The following is a 15,632-nucleotide window of genomic DNA, read 5'->3' as shown; positions in this document are numbered from 1 at the left end:
CAGCAACAGGTCCCGACGCCCACGCAACGAAGAATGAGCCGGGGGGAGCCGCGCCAGCATGAGGTCGTTCGCGTGGCTTCGATCGCGCCCGAAAACGCTGATCTCCACCGGTGTCGTCACCGCTGCCGCGCTCGCTGTCGGGTTCTTCGCGGTCACCTACGACGGCAAGCCGACGACCGAGGTCGATCTGCATGACGGCGGCGTCTGGCTGACGAAGCAGTCGAGCCTCCTGGTCGGACACTTCAACCACTCGTCCCGCGTCCTCGACGGCGGCATGCGTGCCGGGTCGTCGGACTACGACATCCTCCAGAGCGGGTCACGAGTGCTGCTCGTGGATCCGATCGGCTCGACGATCTCGTCGGTCGACCCCGCGCGTGTCATCCTCTCGGACTCCGCCGACCTCGCTCCCGGCTCCTCGGTCGCCCTCGGAGCGGGCACGGTCGCCGTCCTCGAGCCCTCCGGCACGCTGTGGGCGAGCCCGTTCTCGGCGGTCAGCGGCATCGGCGCCGAGGGCTCCGAGCCCGTCGCCGACGAGGGCAAGAACGCACGTGTCGCGGTCGGAGCCGACGGCACCGTCTATGCCGTGTCCGCCGTCGACGGCGTGCTGCGCACCTACGGCCCCGGCGACGAGGGCAAGACGGTCGAGAAGTCCTCGCGGACGATCGAGGGCATCACCGCCGACGCGGATCTCACGATCACGGTCGTGGGGACGACCGCGTTCGTGCTCGACGCGACGACGAACACGCTGTACGGCGGAGACGGATCCCGCGCCGAGGTGCCGCCGGACGCCGTCCTGCAGCAGGCGTCCGGCGACGCGGATGCCGTGACCCTCGCCACCCCGACGGCGCTCGTGCGCGTCCCGATCGGCGGCGGCGACGTCGTCACCACCTCGGCGGGCGGCGCGGCGGGCTCCCCGGCGGAGCCGGTGTACGCCGCCGGCTGCGCGTACGGCGCGTGGTCGGGTTCGGGTCGTTTCGTCCGCGACTGCCCCGGGGAGAAGGACGACCTCGTGCAGGACGTCCCCGGGGTGGATGCCACGAGCGACCTGCGCTTCCGGGTGAACCGCGACGTCGTCGTGCTCAACGACGTGTTCGGGGGCGCGGCCTGGATGGCGTCCGACTCGATGCAGCGCGTCGACAACTGGCAGGACATCACCCCGCCCGAGGGTGAAGGCGAAGAGGAGGAGGAGACCACCGAGGAGACGGTGCAGACGACCCTTCCCGAGCGCACCGATGTGAACACTCCGCCCATCGCGCAAGACGACGACTACGGCGTCCGGCCGGGCCGGACCACCGTCCTGCCCGTCCTCGACAACGACACGGATGCCGACGGCGACGTGCTCGTCGCCTCCGTCTCCGAGGTGCCCGGCTTCGGGAAGGTCGAGCCGATCCACAATGGCGCGGCCCTTCAGATCACGGTGCCCGACGACGCCACCGGATCGACGACCTTCCGGTACACGGCCGACGACGGTCGCGACGGCGAGGCGACGGCGACCGTCACGGTCACGGTGCACCCGGCCGACGTGAACTCCCCGCCGCTCCAGAAGCGCGTGACCCCGATCACGGTCGAGTCCGGCGGCACCGCCTCCTACAACGTGCTCCCGGACTGGATCGACCCGGACGGCGACGACATCTTCCTGCTGGATGTCGTCCCCGACGGCGGCGACGAGGCCGACTTCACCTCCGACGGCCAGATCACCTACCGCGCGATCGGCGGCGCACAGGGGCGCAAGGACGTGCCCGCGCGGGTCTCGGACGGCACCGACACCGGCAACGGGGTCGCCCGCTACGACATCCGCCCGCTCGGGACGACCGTGCCGATCACGAACGCGGACCACGTCGTCACCCGCGTCGGCCGGTCCGTGACCGTCGCGCCGCTGACCAACGACACGAGCTCGGGCAGCGAACCGCTCCGCCTGACACGGGTGGATGACGTCGACGGCGCGACGATCGTGCCGGACTTCGCCGACAAGACCTTCACCTTCACGTCGCAGACCCCCGGCACCTACTACCCGCAGTACCTGGCCTCCGCCGGCCCGAACTCGGTTCCCGGCCTGGTGCGCGTCGATGTGCTGCCCGAGTCGGACGAGGACCTGCCGCCGGTGGCGGTCCGCGACATCGCGCTGCTGCCGAGCGGCGGCGATGTGCTCGTGAACGTCCTCTCGAACGACACCGACCCCTCGGGCGGCATCCTCGTCGTCCAGTCGGTGTCCGTCGACCCCGGATCGGGCGTCGCCGCGGCGGTGCTCGGACACGAGACCATCCGCATCAGCGACCTCTCCTCGATCGACCAGCAGGTGCGGGTCGGCTACACGATCTCCAATGGATCGCAGTCGGCGAGCGGTGAGATCGTCGTCATCCCCGTGCCCGCACCGTCGCGTCTGCGGCCACCGGTCGCCAACGACGATCAGGTCGTCGTGCGCGTGGGCGACACGGTGACGATCCCGGTGCTCGAGAACGACTACCACCCGAACGGCGACAAGATCCACGTCGCCCCCAACCTCGTGCCTCCGCTGATCGCGCCGGAGGACGGCGAAGCGTTCGTGTCCGAGGATGCCGTCCGCTTCCGCGCCGGGAACGAGCCGGGCACCGTCTACGCCACGTACGAGGCGGTCGACTCCACGGGGCAGCGCGACGCCGGCTACATCACGATCCAGATCCTGCCGCGCAACGATGAGGCCAACTCCGCTCCCCGCCCGCGCGACCTCACCGCGCGGACGCTGAGCGGCGCGAAGGTCGAGATCCCGGTGCCGCTGGACGGCATCGACGAGGACGGCGATTCCGTCGAGCTCGTCGGACTCGCGGATGCCCCGAAGAAGGGCCGCATCGTCGAGACCGGGGCGAACACGTTCACCTACGAGGCGTTCGAGGACTCGGTCGGCGTCGACACCTTCTCCTACCGCGTGCGCGACAGCCTCGGCAAAGAGGGCACCGCGCCCATCCAGGTCGGCATCGCGCCGGCGGCATCCACCAATCAGGCGCCGTACGCGGTGCGCGACGCGGTCGTCATGCGTCCCGGCCGCGAGGTGGCGGTCATGGTGATGGCGAACGACTCCGACCCCGACGGCGACCTCTTCGGCTTCGCGCCCGACGACGCCATCACCCTCCCGGAGGGCGTCGCCGGCCTGAAGGCCCGGACGAGCGGCCGGTACCTGCTCATCACGGCCCCCGACACCGAGATGAACACCTCGCTCGAGTACGCGATCACCGACTCGCGCGGGCTGCGCGCGTCGACGAGCGTGCAGATCACCGTCGATGAGAACGTGCCCCTACAAGCGCCGATCGCTCGCGACGATCGCGTGCGCGCCGAGGATGTCCAGGACGACGGCACGGCCGAGGTCGACGTCCGTGAGAACGACGACGACCCCGACGGCACCAAGAGCGCGCTCGCGGTGGCCCTCGGCGCCGGCGGCGAGACCGCGCAGGTCACCCGTGACGGGAACGTCCGCGTCACGGTCGGCGAGGCCCCGCAGCTCATCACCTACACCGTGACCGACGCCGATGGCCAGCAGGCGTCCGCGTTCCTGCGGGTTCCGGCGCTCATCGAGCTGCCGCCGAGCCTCGTGTCCACGACACCCGTCGAGGTGAAGAGCGGTGAGTCCGTCGAACTGCCCCTGAAGAAGTACGTCCGCGCCGCGGGCGGGAAAGACGTCGTCATCACGGAGGCCGCGAAGGTCAGCGCCGCGCACGCCGACGGTGCGGGGCTCATCAAGGATCAGCACACGCTCGTCTACACCTCCGCCGCGGGGTACTTCGGCGCGGATGCCCTCACCTTCGAGGTCACCGACGGCACCGGCCCCGATGACCCCGCCGGGCGCAAGGCGACGCTCACGATCCCCATCACCGTGCTGCCGCCCGACAACCAGCCGCCCACGATGGTCGGGGCCACCCTCAACGTCGCCGCGGGCGAGGACGCCGCGACGCTCGACCTCGCCGCGCTCGCGACCGACCCCGACCCGGATGACCAGGGCGCGCTCACCTTCCGGACCGCAGGTGCCGTGCCGCAGGGACTGACGGCATCCGTCGACGGCACGACGCTGAAGGTCGCGGCGGCGCAGGACACCGCGAAGGGCACGACCGCCCGCCTCACCGTGACCGCCGACGACGGCGAGGCGCCGCCGGTCGAGGCGACCATCGTCGTCACCGTGACGGCCTCGACCCGCCAGCTCGCGAGCGCGAACGACGACGTGATCGCCGAATCCGATCAGGGCTCCACCGAGTCGGTGCCCGTGCTCGCCAACGACGTGAACCCGTTCCCGAACACGCCGCTGACCGTGACGGGGGCGGTGCTCGAGTCCGGCGCGGCGCAGGTCGCGGTCGTCGGCGACCGCGTCGAGGTGTCCAGCGCGAAGGACTTCGTCGGCGTCATCGTCGTCCGCTACCGCGTGATGGATGCCACCAAGGACGCCGACCGCGCGGTCGAGGGTCGTATCCGCATCACCGTGCAGGGCCGCCCCGCCGCTCCGGGGAAGCCCGTCGTCTCGAGCGTGCAGAGCCGGACGGTCGTCCTCTCCTGGACCCCGCCGAGCGACAACGGCTCGCGGATCACGGGCTACACGGTCTCGTCGTTCGCCGGCAACTACATCAAGCAGTGCGCCTCGACGACGTGCACCCTGGACGGTCTGACGAACAACGTCGAGTACAACTTCACCGTCACCGCGACGAACAAGGTCGGCACCTCCGACCCGTCCGTCCCATCCGAGACGGCGCGTCCCGACGTGCGCCCGGACACCCCCGCTCCGCCGACCCTGACGTTCGGCGACCGGAGCCTCAGCGTCGCGTGGTCGGCGCCGCGAACCGAAGGGTCGCCCATCGAGTCGTACACGCTCGAGATCTCGCCCGCCCCGCCGTCCGGCATCGTCCAGAAGACCGGCGTCGGCGGCACGAGCCTCGTCTGGGAGGGGCTCGAGAACGGCGCGTCCTACCAGGTGCGCGTGCGCGCCCACAACCGTGCGCCCGACCCGAGCGCGTTCAGCCCGTGGTCGGCCGCGATGGTGCCGGCAGCGCCGCCGGCCGCCCCGAACGCCCCGTCCACGAAGCTGCTGAGCCCGGTGGGCGACCAGGCGCAGATCGAGGTGTCGTGGAACCAGCCGGCGGACAACGGCGATCGGATCTCGGGGTACGAGCTCCGCGTCAAGCAGGGCTCGAGCGTCGTGCGCACCATCCCGGTGCCCGCCGGGCAGACGAGTCAGGCCGTCACCGTGGATGCGTCGACCACGAGCTACACGTTCGACGTCCGCGCGACGAACAAGGCCGGCGCGGGCGCCTACAGCGACAGCTCGGCGCCGCGCCGCGGGGTCACCCCGCCCGGCGCCCCCACCGGCGTCGCGGCGAGCGAGGGTGACAACACCGTCGGTGTCACGTGGCAGGCCGGTTCCTCCGGCGGCGCCTCGGCCGGCGAGATCCGCTACGAGTACTCGGTCAACGGCGGAGGGTGGAACTCCTCGTGGGCCGCAGGCGGATCCGGCGGCTCGGGCACGATCGGCGGTGGGCAGGTCGACAACAACGGCACGTACACCGTCCGGGTGCGCGCGGTGTCCACCGTCGACGGCTCGGAGTTCCAGAGCGGCGCATCCAACACGTCGAACAGCGTCGCCCCCTACGGTCAGATCGGAAGCCCGAGCGCCGGTGCCTCGGCATCCGGCACGAACATCACCTACTCGTGGAGCTCGCCCGGGCCCAACGGCCGCCCGGTGTCGACCGAGGTCTACGTCGACGGCGCGCTCATCAGCCGGGACGGCAGCGGCTCGTGGACCAAGGGCTACGGCTACAGCCAGACCGGCAGCATCGAGGTGCGTGCGAGCTCGGCGGGCAGCAGCACGACGACGGCGTCCAACTCGGCGCGTACCGCGGACCCGCCGCCTCCGCGGATCTGGGTCACGCGCGGCGACTACACCCCCCAGGGCTGCAACAACGGGTGCTATCTGTTCGTCGTGAACTGGCAGGACACGAACCTCGGAGACGTCCAGGTCCGCTGTATGCGCTCGGACATGAACCGTGGCGGATCGATCCAGTTCGGCTCGGCCTACACGGTCAGCATGAACGGCGCCGGCTCCAAGCAGCTCGGCTGCTGGCTCGGTGCGGACGGCTACGACGTCTGGATCGACGTCGTCGGCTGGGGCGGAAGCGTCGACACCGAGAAACGGGACTGGCCGCGACGACAATGACCCGCGACCCGCAGCAGATGACCCCCCAGAGGACGGACAACCCATGAGCATGACCCCCGAACAGGCCGCCTGGTTCCGCGACACCTTCACGCGGCTCGTCGACAACGTCGATCAGGCGCTCCTCGGCAAGCGCGAAGTCGTCGGACTCGTCCTGTCGGCGATGCTCGCCGAAGGACACGTGCTGCTGGAGGATGCCCCGGGGACGGGCAAGACGAGTCTCGCGAAGGCGCTCGCCGCCTCCGTGCAGGGCACGTCCACGCGCATCCAGTTCACGCCGGACCTCCTGCCCTCCGATGTGACCGGCGTCACGATCTACGACCAGCAGAACCACCGGTTCGAGTTCCACCGCGGTCCGGTGTTCGCCTCGATCGTGCTCGCCGACGAGATCAACCGCGCGTCGCCGAAGACGCAGTCGGCCCTGCTGGAGGTCATGGAGGAGTCGCGGGTGACCGTCGACGGCACGCCGCACGAGGTCGGCCGACCCTTCCTCGTCATCGCGACGCAGAACCCCATCGAGCAGTCCGGCACCTACAAGCTGCCCGAGGCGCAGCTGGACCGCTTCATGCTCAAGATCTCGATCGGCTACCCGACCCTCGCCGTCACCGAGCGCATCCTCGTGGGCGCCGTCGACCGCAACCCCTCGGCCGGGCTCCAGGCGATCATCACGACGAACGCCGTCGCGGACATGGCCGACCTCGCGGCATCCGTGCACATCGACCCCGCCGTCGCGCGCTACACGGCGCAGCTGGTCGAGGCGACGCGCGCCTCGGATGCCGCGCGTCTGGGCGTCTCGGTCCGCGGTGCGATCTCGATGATCCGCGTCGCCAAGGTGTACGCCGCTTCGCAGGGGCGCCACTACGTCGTCCCCGACGACATCAAGACCCTCGCGGTTCCGGTCTGGGCGCACCGCCTCGTCCTGGACCCGGAGGCCGAGTTCGCCGGGACGACGGCCGAGCAGATCGTCGAGCGTGCCGTCGCCGGCGTCGAGGCCCCCCTGGCCCGCGCCGCGAGCTGATGACGACCGAGCCTGCGACCCAGACCCCGTCGCGCCGTGCGCGGCGAGGTGCGGGCGCGTCCGGTGCCGGTGCCGACGGCACGGCGGCCGCGTCGGCGGCGACGCCCGCGACTGCGGATGCCGTCGAGACGGATGCGGAGCGCCCTGCCGAGGACGCATCCTCCCTCGTCGCCCCGCGCGCCGCGACATCCGCTGAGCGGCGGCGCGAGCGGATCGAGTCCGCGACGCGCGCGGCGACGCGTGCGACGCGCACGATCGCCGAGATCATCCGGCCTCTCGGATGGGTGTTCCTTGCCGGCGCCGTGTTCCTGTGGTGGCTCGCCCTCGCCTTCGGCTGGAAGGAGCTGCTCGTGGCGGCCGCGGTGCTCACCGCGGTGCTCGCGGTGAGCGTGTTCTTCCTCTTCGGGCGCACGAGCTACGACATCGAGCTGGACCTCACCCGCACGCGCGTCGTCGTGGGAGAGCGGGCGGTCGGTGGCCTCGCCCTCGTCAACCGCACCTCCCGAACGATCCTCCCCTCGGAGGTCGTCCTTCCCGTGGGGCACGGGCGCGGGGTGTTTCAGGTGCCGCGGCTCGTGCCGGGCGCCGAGCACGAAGAGGTCTTCGCGATCCCGACGACCGCCCGCGGCGTGCTCGAGGTCGGACCGGTGAGCGTCCGCCGCGGCGATCCGATCGGCCTCTTCGAACGCACCCACGACCGCCGCCAGGCCGTCGACCTCTACGTCCACCCCCGCACGACCGCTCTGGACGGCCTCTCCCTCGGGCACCTCCGCGACCTCGAGGGCCTTCCGGCGCAGCATCTCGCCCGTGATGACGTCTCCTTCCACGCGCTGCGCGAGTACCAGCCCGGAGACGACCTGCGCCACGTCCACTGGAAGTCGACCGCCCGTGCCGGGAAGGTGATGGTCCGTCAGTACGAGGAGACCCGCCGCTCGCATTTCGTCGTCGGCCTGTCCACCCTCCGCCACGAGTACCGCAGCGACGAGGAGTTCGAGCTCGCGATCTCCGTCGCCGGGTCGGTCGGCCTGCGCGCCCTGCGGGACTCGCGCATCCTCGACGCGCGCACGCAGGAGGGGCCGCTCCGCTCGCCCACCCCGCGCCGGTTCCTCGACGAGCTCTCGCAGCTCGGCCACTCGCGCCCCCGGCAGGGCGGCATCGTCGCCCTCGCGGGCGCGCTCGCCGTGCATGCGCCGCAGGCCGCCGTCGTGGTGCTCGTGACCGGATCGGGGTCGGATGCCGGTGACCTGCGCCTCGCGTGCTCACGCCTGCCCGAGGGGGTCCGCGCCCTCGCCGTCGTCGCCGACGACCGGGCCGACGCCCCCGCGCTCAAGCGCATCGCCGAGGCCGATGTGATCACCCTCGGCGCGCTGGACCAGCTGCCCCGGGCCGTGCGGAAGGTGCTCTCGTGAACGCGCGCACGCGGCGCCGCCCTGCGGCGCCGCGGAGCATCCCCGTGCGGCGGCTCGCGGCGGACCTCGGCGCATCGGCGCTCCTGCTCCTCGTCACCGTCATCGGGTTCGCCACGACCTTCGACGGCCCCCAGTACCTCGTCGCCGGCGTGGGCGGCATCGTCCTCGGCCTCGGGATCTCCTACGCCGGAGCCCGATGGCGATGGGGCGTGCTCAGCCTGACCGGGGCGACCCTCGGCGCGTACGTGGTGTTCGGCGGCGCCCTCGCTCTCCCGCACACCGCTCTGTTCGGAGTCGTGCCGACGCTCGACACCCTCCGCCAGCTCGCGGTGGGGACCGTCACGTCGTGGAAGCAGCTGCTGACGACGGTGCCGCCGGTCGCGGCATCCGACGGGCACCTCATCGTGCCGTTCCTCATCACCCTCATCGGCGCCGTGCTCACGGGGTCGCTCGCGCTCCGGGTGCGCCACCCCGCCTGGGCGCTGCTGCCCGCGCTGGCGGCGCTCGTCGCGAGCATCCTCCTGGGGGTGTCCCAGCCGACGGCCCCCCTCATCGAGGGCCTCGTCTTCGCCGCCATCGCCGTGGCCTGGCTCTCGCTGCGCCAGACCTGGGACGGCGATGGTGCGGCCGTGCGCGTCGAATCGGCGGGCACGTCGGATGCCGGGTCGGTGCGCTCCTCGCGCCTGCGCCGCCTCGTCTCGGCAGGCGTGGTCCTCGCGGTCGCCGCGGGCATCGGCGTCGGGACCGCCGCCGTCGCGTCGCCGCCCGTACCCCGGTACATCCTGCGCGACTTCATCATCCCGCCCTTCGACGTGTCGCAGTATCCGAGCCCGTTGCAGAGCTACCGCGGCTACGTGCGCGACGATGCGGACACGACGCTCTTCACCGTCTCGGGGCTCCCGAAGGATGCCCGCGTGCGCCTGGCCACGATGGACGCCTACAACGGCATCGTCTACAACGTCGCCGACGACGGGGCCGGATCCTCCAGCGCCTTCACGCCGGTGCGCTCCAACATGTCGCCGACGGCCGAGGGCACCGCCGAGACGGTGACCTTCGACATCCGGGACCTGCCCGGCGTCTGGCTGCCCGATGTCGGCGCGGTGCGCGAGTTCGACTTCACCGGACCGCGGTCGGGCGAGCTCGCCCGGTCCGCTCACTTCAACGACGCGACCGGGACCGCGGTCGTCCCCCTGGGGCTCGCGCCCGGCGACGGCTACTCGATCCGCACCGTCCTCCCGACGATCCCGAGCGACAACGCGCTCGCGGACGTGCCGTTCGCGTCGCTGAAGATGCCGAAGCAGACGGGCATCCCGGAGAAGATCGCCGACCTCGCCTCCACGGCCACCGCCGACGCGGAGACGCCGATCGCCCGTGCGCGTGCCCTGGAGAGCTGGCTGCACACGGAGGGCTTCTTCAGCCACGGCCTCGCCGACGAGGTCATCTCGCTCTCCGGTCACGGCGCCAATCGGATCGGCGCGCTCTTCTCGGGCGACGAGATGATCGGCGACGACGAGCAGTACGCGGTCGCGATGGCGCTCATGGCGACGCAGATCGGCATGCCGGCGCGCGTCGTCATGGGGTGGTACCCGGGCGAGGAGGACACGGATGCCGCGTCGTTCGACGCGACGGGGGACAACCTGCACGCCTGGGTCGAGATCGCGTTCCAGGGCGTCGGCTGGGTGCCGTTCGACCCGACGCCCGACGAGGACAACAAGCCCAACGACCAGACCACCAAGCCGCAGGCGAACCCGAAGCCGCAGGTGCTGCAGCCGCCTCCGCCGGCCCAGGAGCCGGCCGACCTGCCGCCCGCCATCGCGGAGGACCGCGAGCAGGACGACGAGCAGGCGGCCGGTCTCGACTGGCTCGGACCCGTCCTCCTCTACGGCGGGATCAGCCTGGGCGTGCTCGCGCTCCTCGCGGCGCCGTTCATCGTCATGGGGGTCGTGAAGGGCATGCGTCGCGCGCGGCGCCGCGGCGCCGCGCGCACCGCCGACCGGATCTCCGGCGGCTGGGATGAGCTCGTCGACTCCGCGGTGGATCTTCGTGCCCCCGTCGCTCTCGGCGCGACCCGCGCCGAGAGCGCCGCCGTGGTCGGGTCGACCTTCGACCAGCCGCGCGTGCGCGAGCTCGCGAACACCGCTGATCTCCAGGTCTACGGGCCGGGCGATCCCGCACCGGAGGACGTCGATGCGTTCTGGCGAGAGGTGGACGATATCGTCGGTGAGATGAAGGGTTCCACGACGGTGTGGCAGCGGCTGCGTGCCCGGCTGAGCCTGCGCTCGCTGCGGCCCGCCCTCGCCGAGCGCGCCGCCCGGGCGCGGCGGATCGCGGCCGGGATCCGGGTGCCCTGGGATGACCGGGGTGGCCGACGCGGCAGTGGTGGCCGAGGCGGTGCCGCATGAGCGCCGTCGCGGTGTCGGCGGCGACCCTCGGTCGTCGCGTGGGCGCGTACCTCATCGACGGGGCCGTCGCGCTCGTCATCCTCATCGCCGCGGCCGGCGCGTTCGCGGGCATCTCCTTCGCGACGGCCGGCGGATTCCCGCTATGGCTCGCCGGCCTCCTCGCCTACGCCGTCGGGCTCGTGTGGTTCCTCGTGTACACGCTGATGCAGGGAGGCGGCGGATCGCTCGGGATGCGCGCGCTCGGCCTGCGCCTCGCTCTCCTGCCCACCCTCGCTCCCGGTGAGGAAGAGGTCGCCGGGGCGCGCATCGGCTTCGGCCGCGCTCTCGGCCGCAACGTGGTGTGGGCGCTCGGCACGGTGATCGTCGTGGGGTACTTCTCCCCGCTGTTCGACTCCTCGCCGTGGCGGCGCGGGTGGCACGACAAGGCCGCCGGGACGGTGATGACCGATGTCGTCGGTCGCGGCGTCGAGGTGGTCGCGGCGGGCGCGGACTCCGCGGGCGACGCGCAGCCCGCGCCGTCGTCCCCGTCGGTGCCGACGACCCTGCCGGCGTCGCTCGTGCTCCCCGTCGACGAGGACACCGCGCTCGCCGGCTGGACGCCGGCCGGTGCGGGGCGCCCGGTTCCGACGCCCGCCGCGTCGTCGGGCGTCATCTCCTTCGTCCCGGGCGTGAGCGATCCCGAGCTGTACGACGCGCCGCCGGCGACCCCGCCGGCATCCCTGCCCGTCGTGGAGGTCGGAGGCGCTCCGGACGCAGCCCCGCTGCCGACCCTTCTGGACGAGGTGCCCGACCATACGCGGATGTCGGGCCACGGCGGACGGCCGGATGCCGATCATGCCCTCGCCCGCCTCGTGTGGGATGACGGGACCGGCCAGGCGCTCTACGGCCGCTCCGTCTTCGGACGCAATCCCGCGCCCGAGTCGGGTGCGATGGTCTTCCCGGTGCGCGACGAGACGCTGTCACTCTCCAAGACGCATTTCGAGCTCGCGCCCGGCGAGGACCGGACGCTGTGGGTGCTGGATCGCTATTCGACGAACGGCGTCGTGATCCTGCGCGGCACGGCGCGGCAGCAGATCACGCCGGGTGAGCGCACCCGGGTGCGGATGGGTGACGTGCTCGAATTCGGTGACCGCTCACTGCGGATCGAGGTCGCGCCGTGACCGACGCGCCCATCGTCACCCGCGTGGGCGCGGCGACCGACACGGGTCTGCGCCGCCGGCTCAACGAAGACGCCTACCTCGCGGAGGCGCCGCTCTTCCTCGTCGCGGACGGCATGGGGGGCCACGACGCGGGCGAGCGCGCGAGCGCCGCGGTCGTCGCCGAGTTCGCCCGCCTGGTGGGCGCCCCCAGCCTCACCGTCGACGAGGTGCGTGCCGCCCTCCGATCCGCCCGCGCACGCGTCGACGCGATCGCGAGCGACGGGAGGGGAGCAGGGACCACTCTCACGGGGGTGATCGTCGCCGAGGTCGCGGGAGTCGGCTACTGGCTCACGGTGAACGTCGGGGACTCGCGGACCTACCGGTTCGCGAACGGCTTCCTCGAGCAGATCAGCGTCGACCACTCCGTGGTGCAGGAGCTCATCGACGCGGGGGAGCTGACCGTGGGCGATGCCCGCGCCGACAGTCGCCGCAACGAGATCACCCGCGCGATCGGGGCGGGCAGCGACGGCCGTCCCGACTACTGGATGGTCCCTGCCGAGCCCGGCGACCGCATCCTCGTCTGCTCCGACGGTCTGTCCGGGGAAGTCGGAGCCCAGCGGCTGCGCGACATCCTCGCGGAGGAGGGCGACCCGCAGGATGCGGCGACCCGTCTCGTCCACGAGGCGCTGCTGCACGGGGGCCGCGACAACGTGACCGCGATCGTCGTCGACGCGCTCACGGTGAGCGGCGACCACGACGATGTCTTCGACACCGCACCCGCCGGGGCGCGCCGCGGCGACCCCGACGGAGACACCCGCCCGCGAGCGCGATCCAGGGGAGACAGCTGATGGCAGGACCGGCAGAACCGATGCGGGAGACGCGACAGACACCCGAGCGCGCGCAGACGCGGTACCGCCCGGCGCACGGCAGCGGTGCGTGGTGGGTCGCCGTCGAGGGGGCGGCGCTGGCCGTCCTCGCCCCCGCCGTGACGGCGCGCACCGCCGACGCCGTCTGGCGCCGTGTGGGCGAAGGGGGCATCGGCGCGGTCCTGGACGCACTCACCGGTGCCTTCGGCACCTCGCTGACCGCGATCCCCCCGTTCGCGCTCGCCATCGCGGAGGAGGGCGGCATCCGCGTCGCCGTCCGCGGGGCGCTCGAGCTCGTCATCGACGGCCCCGACGGGCCCGTCGCCGTGACCGGTGAGGGCGTGTCCACCTGGTCGGAGCGTTTCGTCGCCGGGGCGATCCGTGCGACCGCGGCGCCCGCGGGTGACCCCGCCGAAGAGGCGGGGGTGCCTCTGCGCTCGGGCGTCGCGCTCGCTGACGTCGTTGTCCTGACCGTCGCGTCCGACGCCCGCGTCGCGGCCCAGACGCGCGTCGCCCCGGAGATCCGCGTGGCGCCGCCGGCCGCGCGCGAGCTGACCCCGCCCGCCGCGCCGCATGCGGTGCCGGTCGCGTCGTCGTCGACACCGGCACCGGCACCGGCACCGCAAGCGGAACCGGAAGAGGAGCCGACAGAGGACGCCGGAGCTGCCGACGAACCGGCGGATGCCGCGCCCGCGTCCGCCGACACGCTGCTCCCCGCGGCCACCTACGCGCCCGAGCTCGCCGCCGAGGAGGCGGCCGACGAGTACGACCTGCTGTGGGGGGAGACGGTCGCCCGTCCCGTCGCCGCCGCCGCGTCGGCCGCCGCTCCGGAGGCGGACGCGGCGAGTGCGCCCGCCGCCGACGCCGCGGCAGCCCCCGAGGGCGACGGCGCCGAGGGCGGGCCGGAGGAGGCCGCGGCGGTGGAGGGTGAGCCGGAGGAGGAGGCGGCGCCCGCCACCCGGGTGTCGGAGACGGTGACGGGTGAGCGCGCCGGGCTCGGCGATCACGACGGCGCGACGATCTCGGTCGCCGAGGCCCGCGCGCTCCGCGCGTCGGACCGGGAGAGGTTCGAGTCGACGGAGGGCATCCCGCCGCGCCGTCCGACACGGGGCCGCATCGTCCTGTCCACCGGACGCGTCGTCGAGCTCGAGCGGCCCGTCGTCATCGGGCGCAGGCCCAAGTCGACGCGCACGTCGGGGGCCGATCTGCCGACCCTCGTCGCGGTCGACAGCCCCGACCAGGACATCTCCCGCAGCCATGTCGAGATCCGCGCCGAGGGCGAGCACGTGCTCGCGACCGACCTCGACACGACCAACGGCACGCTGCTGCTGCGCGGCGGCCAGGACCCCGTGCGCCTGCACCCGAGCGAGCCGACCATGGTCGTCACCGGCGATGTCCTCGACCTCGGCGACGGCGTCACCGTGACCTTCGAGGACCTTCCGTGAGCGCGAAGCGACCGCCGGCGCCGCCTCCCGCGCTGACCGGGTTCACATACGTCGACGTCCTCGGCTCGGGCGGCTTCGCCGATGTGTACCTCTACGAGCAGCACCTGCCTCGCCGCCGCGTCGCGGTGAAGGTGATGCTCGCCGATCGAATGGTCGGCGACGCGGCCGAGCAGTTCGCCGCCGAGGCGAACGTGATGGCGCTCCTGTCCACGCACCCGGCGATCGTCACGATCTACCAGGCCGGGGTCGCCGATGACGGACGGCCCTACCTCGTCATGGAGTACTGCTCGCGCCCCAACCTGCAGGTGCGCTCGCGCGCCCAGGCGTTCTCGGTCGCGGAGGCGCTGCGCGTCGGGATCCAGGTGGGTGCCGCGGTGGAGACCGCGCACCGCGCCGGCATCCTGCACCGCGACATCAAACCGGCCAACATCCTCGTCACGGAGTACAACCGTCCCGCACTGACCGACTTCGGCATCGCGACGACCGCGGAGGCCGAGGACTCATCGGCGGGGATGTCGATCCCGTGGTCTCCGCCCGAGGCGTTCGGCGAGGGCACCGGTTCCGGCGTCCCGACCGATGTCTACGCCCTGGGCGCCACCGTCTTCACGCTCCTCGCCGGCCGCTCGCCGTTCGAGCAGCCGGGCGGACGCAACGGCGGCGCCGACCTCATTCAGCGCATCGAGACGCAGCCCGTGCCGCCCCTCGCGCGCGCCGATGTGCCCGCCTCGCTCGAGACGGCGCTCGCTCGTGCGATGGCCAAACGCCCCGGCGACCGGTACGAGTCGGCGGTCGCCTTCGCGCGCGCCCTGCAGAAGATCCAGATCGAGCTGTCGCACTCGGTGACGCCGATCGACATCCTGGACGACGCCCCCGAGGGCGTGCCCGACGATGGTGCGGACGGCGAGCTGACGCGCGTCCGCGGCATCGTGAGCATCGAGCCGCACACCGCTCCCGCCGCCGGACCCACGCGTCGGCGTGCCGGTGACACGGCCGCGCCGACGGATGCCGCGACCTCTCCGGCCGGGGCCGCGGCGGCCACGACCGGCGCGCGGGGCGACGCGGACCCGACCCGCCTGCGCGGGCCGGTCTCGATCGCCCCCGCGGCCACCGACACGCCCTCGGCCTGTCCCTTATACACATCCGCCGCTGCCGACGACCAGTCGAGTGGGGAGAGAGGGGGGTGTGCAGGA

At 72.7% G+C, this 15,632-nt stretch carries 8 protein-coding genes; all 8 read left to right on the top strand.

All coding sequences use genetic code 11. From position 1 onward, the window contains the following. The first annotated feature begins 58 nt into the window (after positions 1-58). Positions 59-6,166, top strand: a complete 6,108-nt coding sequence (locus J0P97_RS13645; protein WP_215488342.1) for an Ig-like domain-containing protein — start codon at positions 59-61, stop codon at positions 6,164-6,166. 43 nt (positions 6,167-6,209) lie between these two features. Next, on the top strand, positions 6,210-7,181 hold the full coding sequence (locus tag J0P97_RS13640) for an AAA family ATPase (RefSeq protein WP_215488341.1): 972 nt from the start codon (positions 6,210-6,212) through the stop codon (positions 7,179-7,181). Next, a complete protein-coding gene (locus J0P97_RS13635) occupies positions 7,181-8,590 on the top strand; it encodes a DUF58 domain-containing protein (RefSeq protein WP_215488340.1) in 1,410 nt (469 codons plus the stop codon). Before J0P97_RS13640 ends, J0P97_RS13635 begins: the two co-directional genes overlap by 1 nt. Further along, the gene (locus tag J0P97_RS13630; RefSeq protein WP_215488339.1) at positions 8,587-10,992 is read left to right on the top strand and encodes a transglutaminase-like domain-containing protein; all 2,406 of its coding nucleotides are present in this window, start codon (positions 8,587-8,589) and stop codon (positions 10,990-10,992) included. Before J0P97_RS13635 ends, J0P97_RS13630 begins: the two co-directional genes overlap by 4 nt. Further along, positions 10,989-12,152, top strand: a complete 1,164-nt coding sequence (locus J0P97_RS13625) for an RDD family protein (RefSeq protein WP_215488338.1) — start codon at positions 10,989-10,991, stop codon at positions 12,150-12,152. Before J0P97_RS13630 ends, J0P97_RS13625 begins: the two co-directional genes overlap by 4 nt. Beyond that, on the top strand, positions 12,149-12,979 hold the full coding sequence (locus tag J0P97_RS13620) for a PP2C family protein-serine/threonine phosphatase (RefSeq protein ID WP_215488337.1): 831 nt from the start codon (positions 12,149-12,151) through the stop codon (positions 12,977-12,979). Before J0P97_RS13625 ends, J0P97_RS13620 begins: the two co-directional genes overlap by 4 nt. Beyond that, positions 12,979-14,442 (top strand): FHA domain-containing protein, encoded by a 1,464-nt coding sequence (locus J0P97_RS13615; protein WP_246540526.1) that lies wholly within the window; start codon positions 12,979-12,981, stop codon positions 14,440-14,442. Before J0P97_RS13620 ends, J0P97_RS13615 begins: the two co-directional genes overlap by 1 nt. After that, the coding region (locus J0P97_RS13610) for a serine/threonine-protein kinase (protein ID WP_215488336.1) at positions 14,439-15,632 on the top strand (1,194 nt) is incomplete at its 3' end. The genes J0P97_RS13615 and J0P97_RS13610, both read left to right, overlap by 4 nt.

Source organism: Microbacterium flavum (assembly GCF_018717645.1).
In the GTDB taxonomy this organism is placed as follows: domain Bacteria; phylum Actinomycetota; class Actinomycetes; order Actinomycetales; family Microbacteriaceae; genus Microbacterium; species Microbacterium flavum.
The sequence above is the reverse complement of the archived record's forward strand: the minus strand, read 5'-3'. Positions and strand labels throughout refer to the sequence as shown.

Excerpts from the sequence above, each read along its gene's own strand:
- J0P97_RS13645 (WP_215488342.1), top strand. The coding sequence starts at position 59 with ATGAGGTCGTTCGCGTGGCTTCGATCGCGCCCGAAAACGCTGATCTCC.
- J0P97_RS13640 (WP_215488341.1), top strand. The coding sequence starts at position 6,210 with ATGAGCATGACCCCCGAACAGGCCGCCTGGTTCCGCGACACCTTCACG.
- J0P97_RS13635 (WP_215488340.1), top strand. The coding sequence starts at position 7,181 with ATGACGACCGAGCCTGCGACCCAGACCCCGTCGCGCCGTGCGCGGCGA.
- J0P97_RS13625 (WP_215488338.1), top strand. The coding sequence starts at position 10,989 with ATGAGCGCCGTCGCGGTGTCGGCGGCGACCCTCGGTCGTCGCGTGGGC.
- J0P97_RS13615 (WP_246540526.1), top strand. The coding sequence starts at position 12,979 with ATGGCAGGACCGGCAGAACCGATGCGGGAGACGCGACAGACACCCGAG.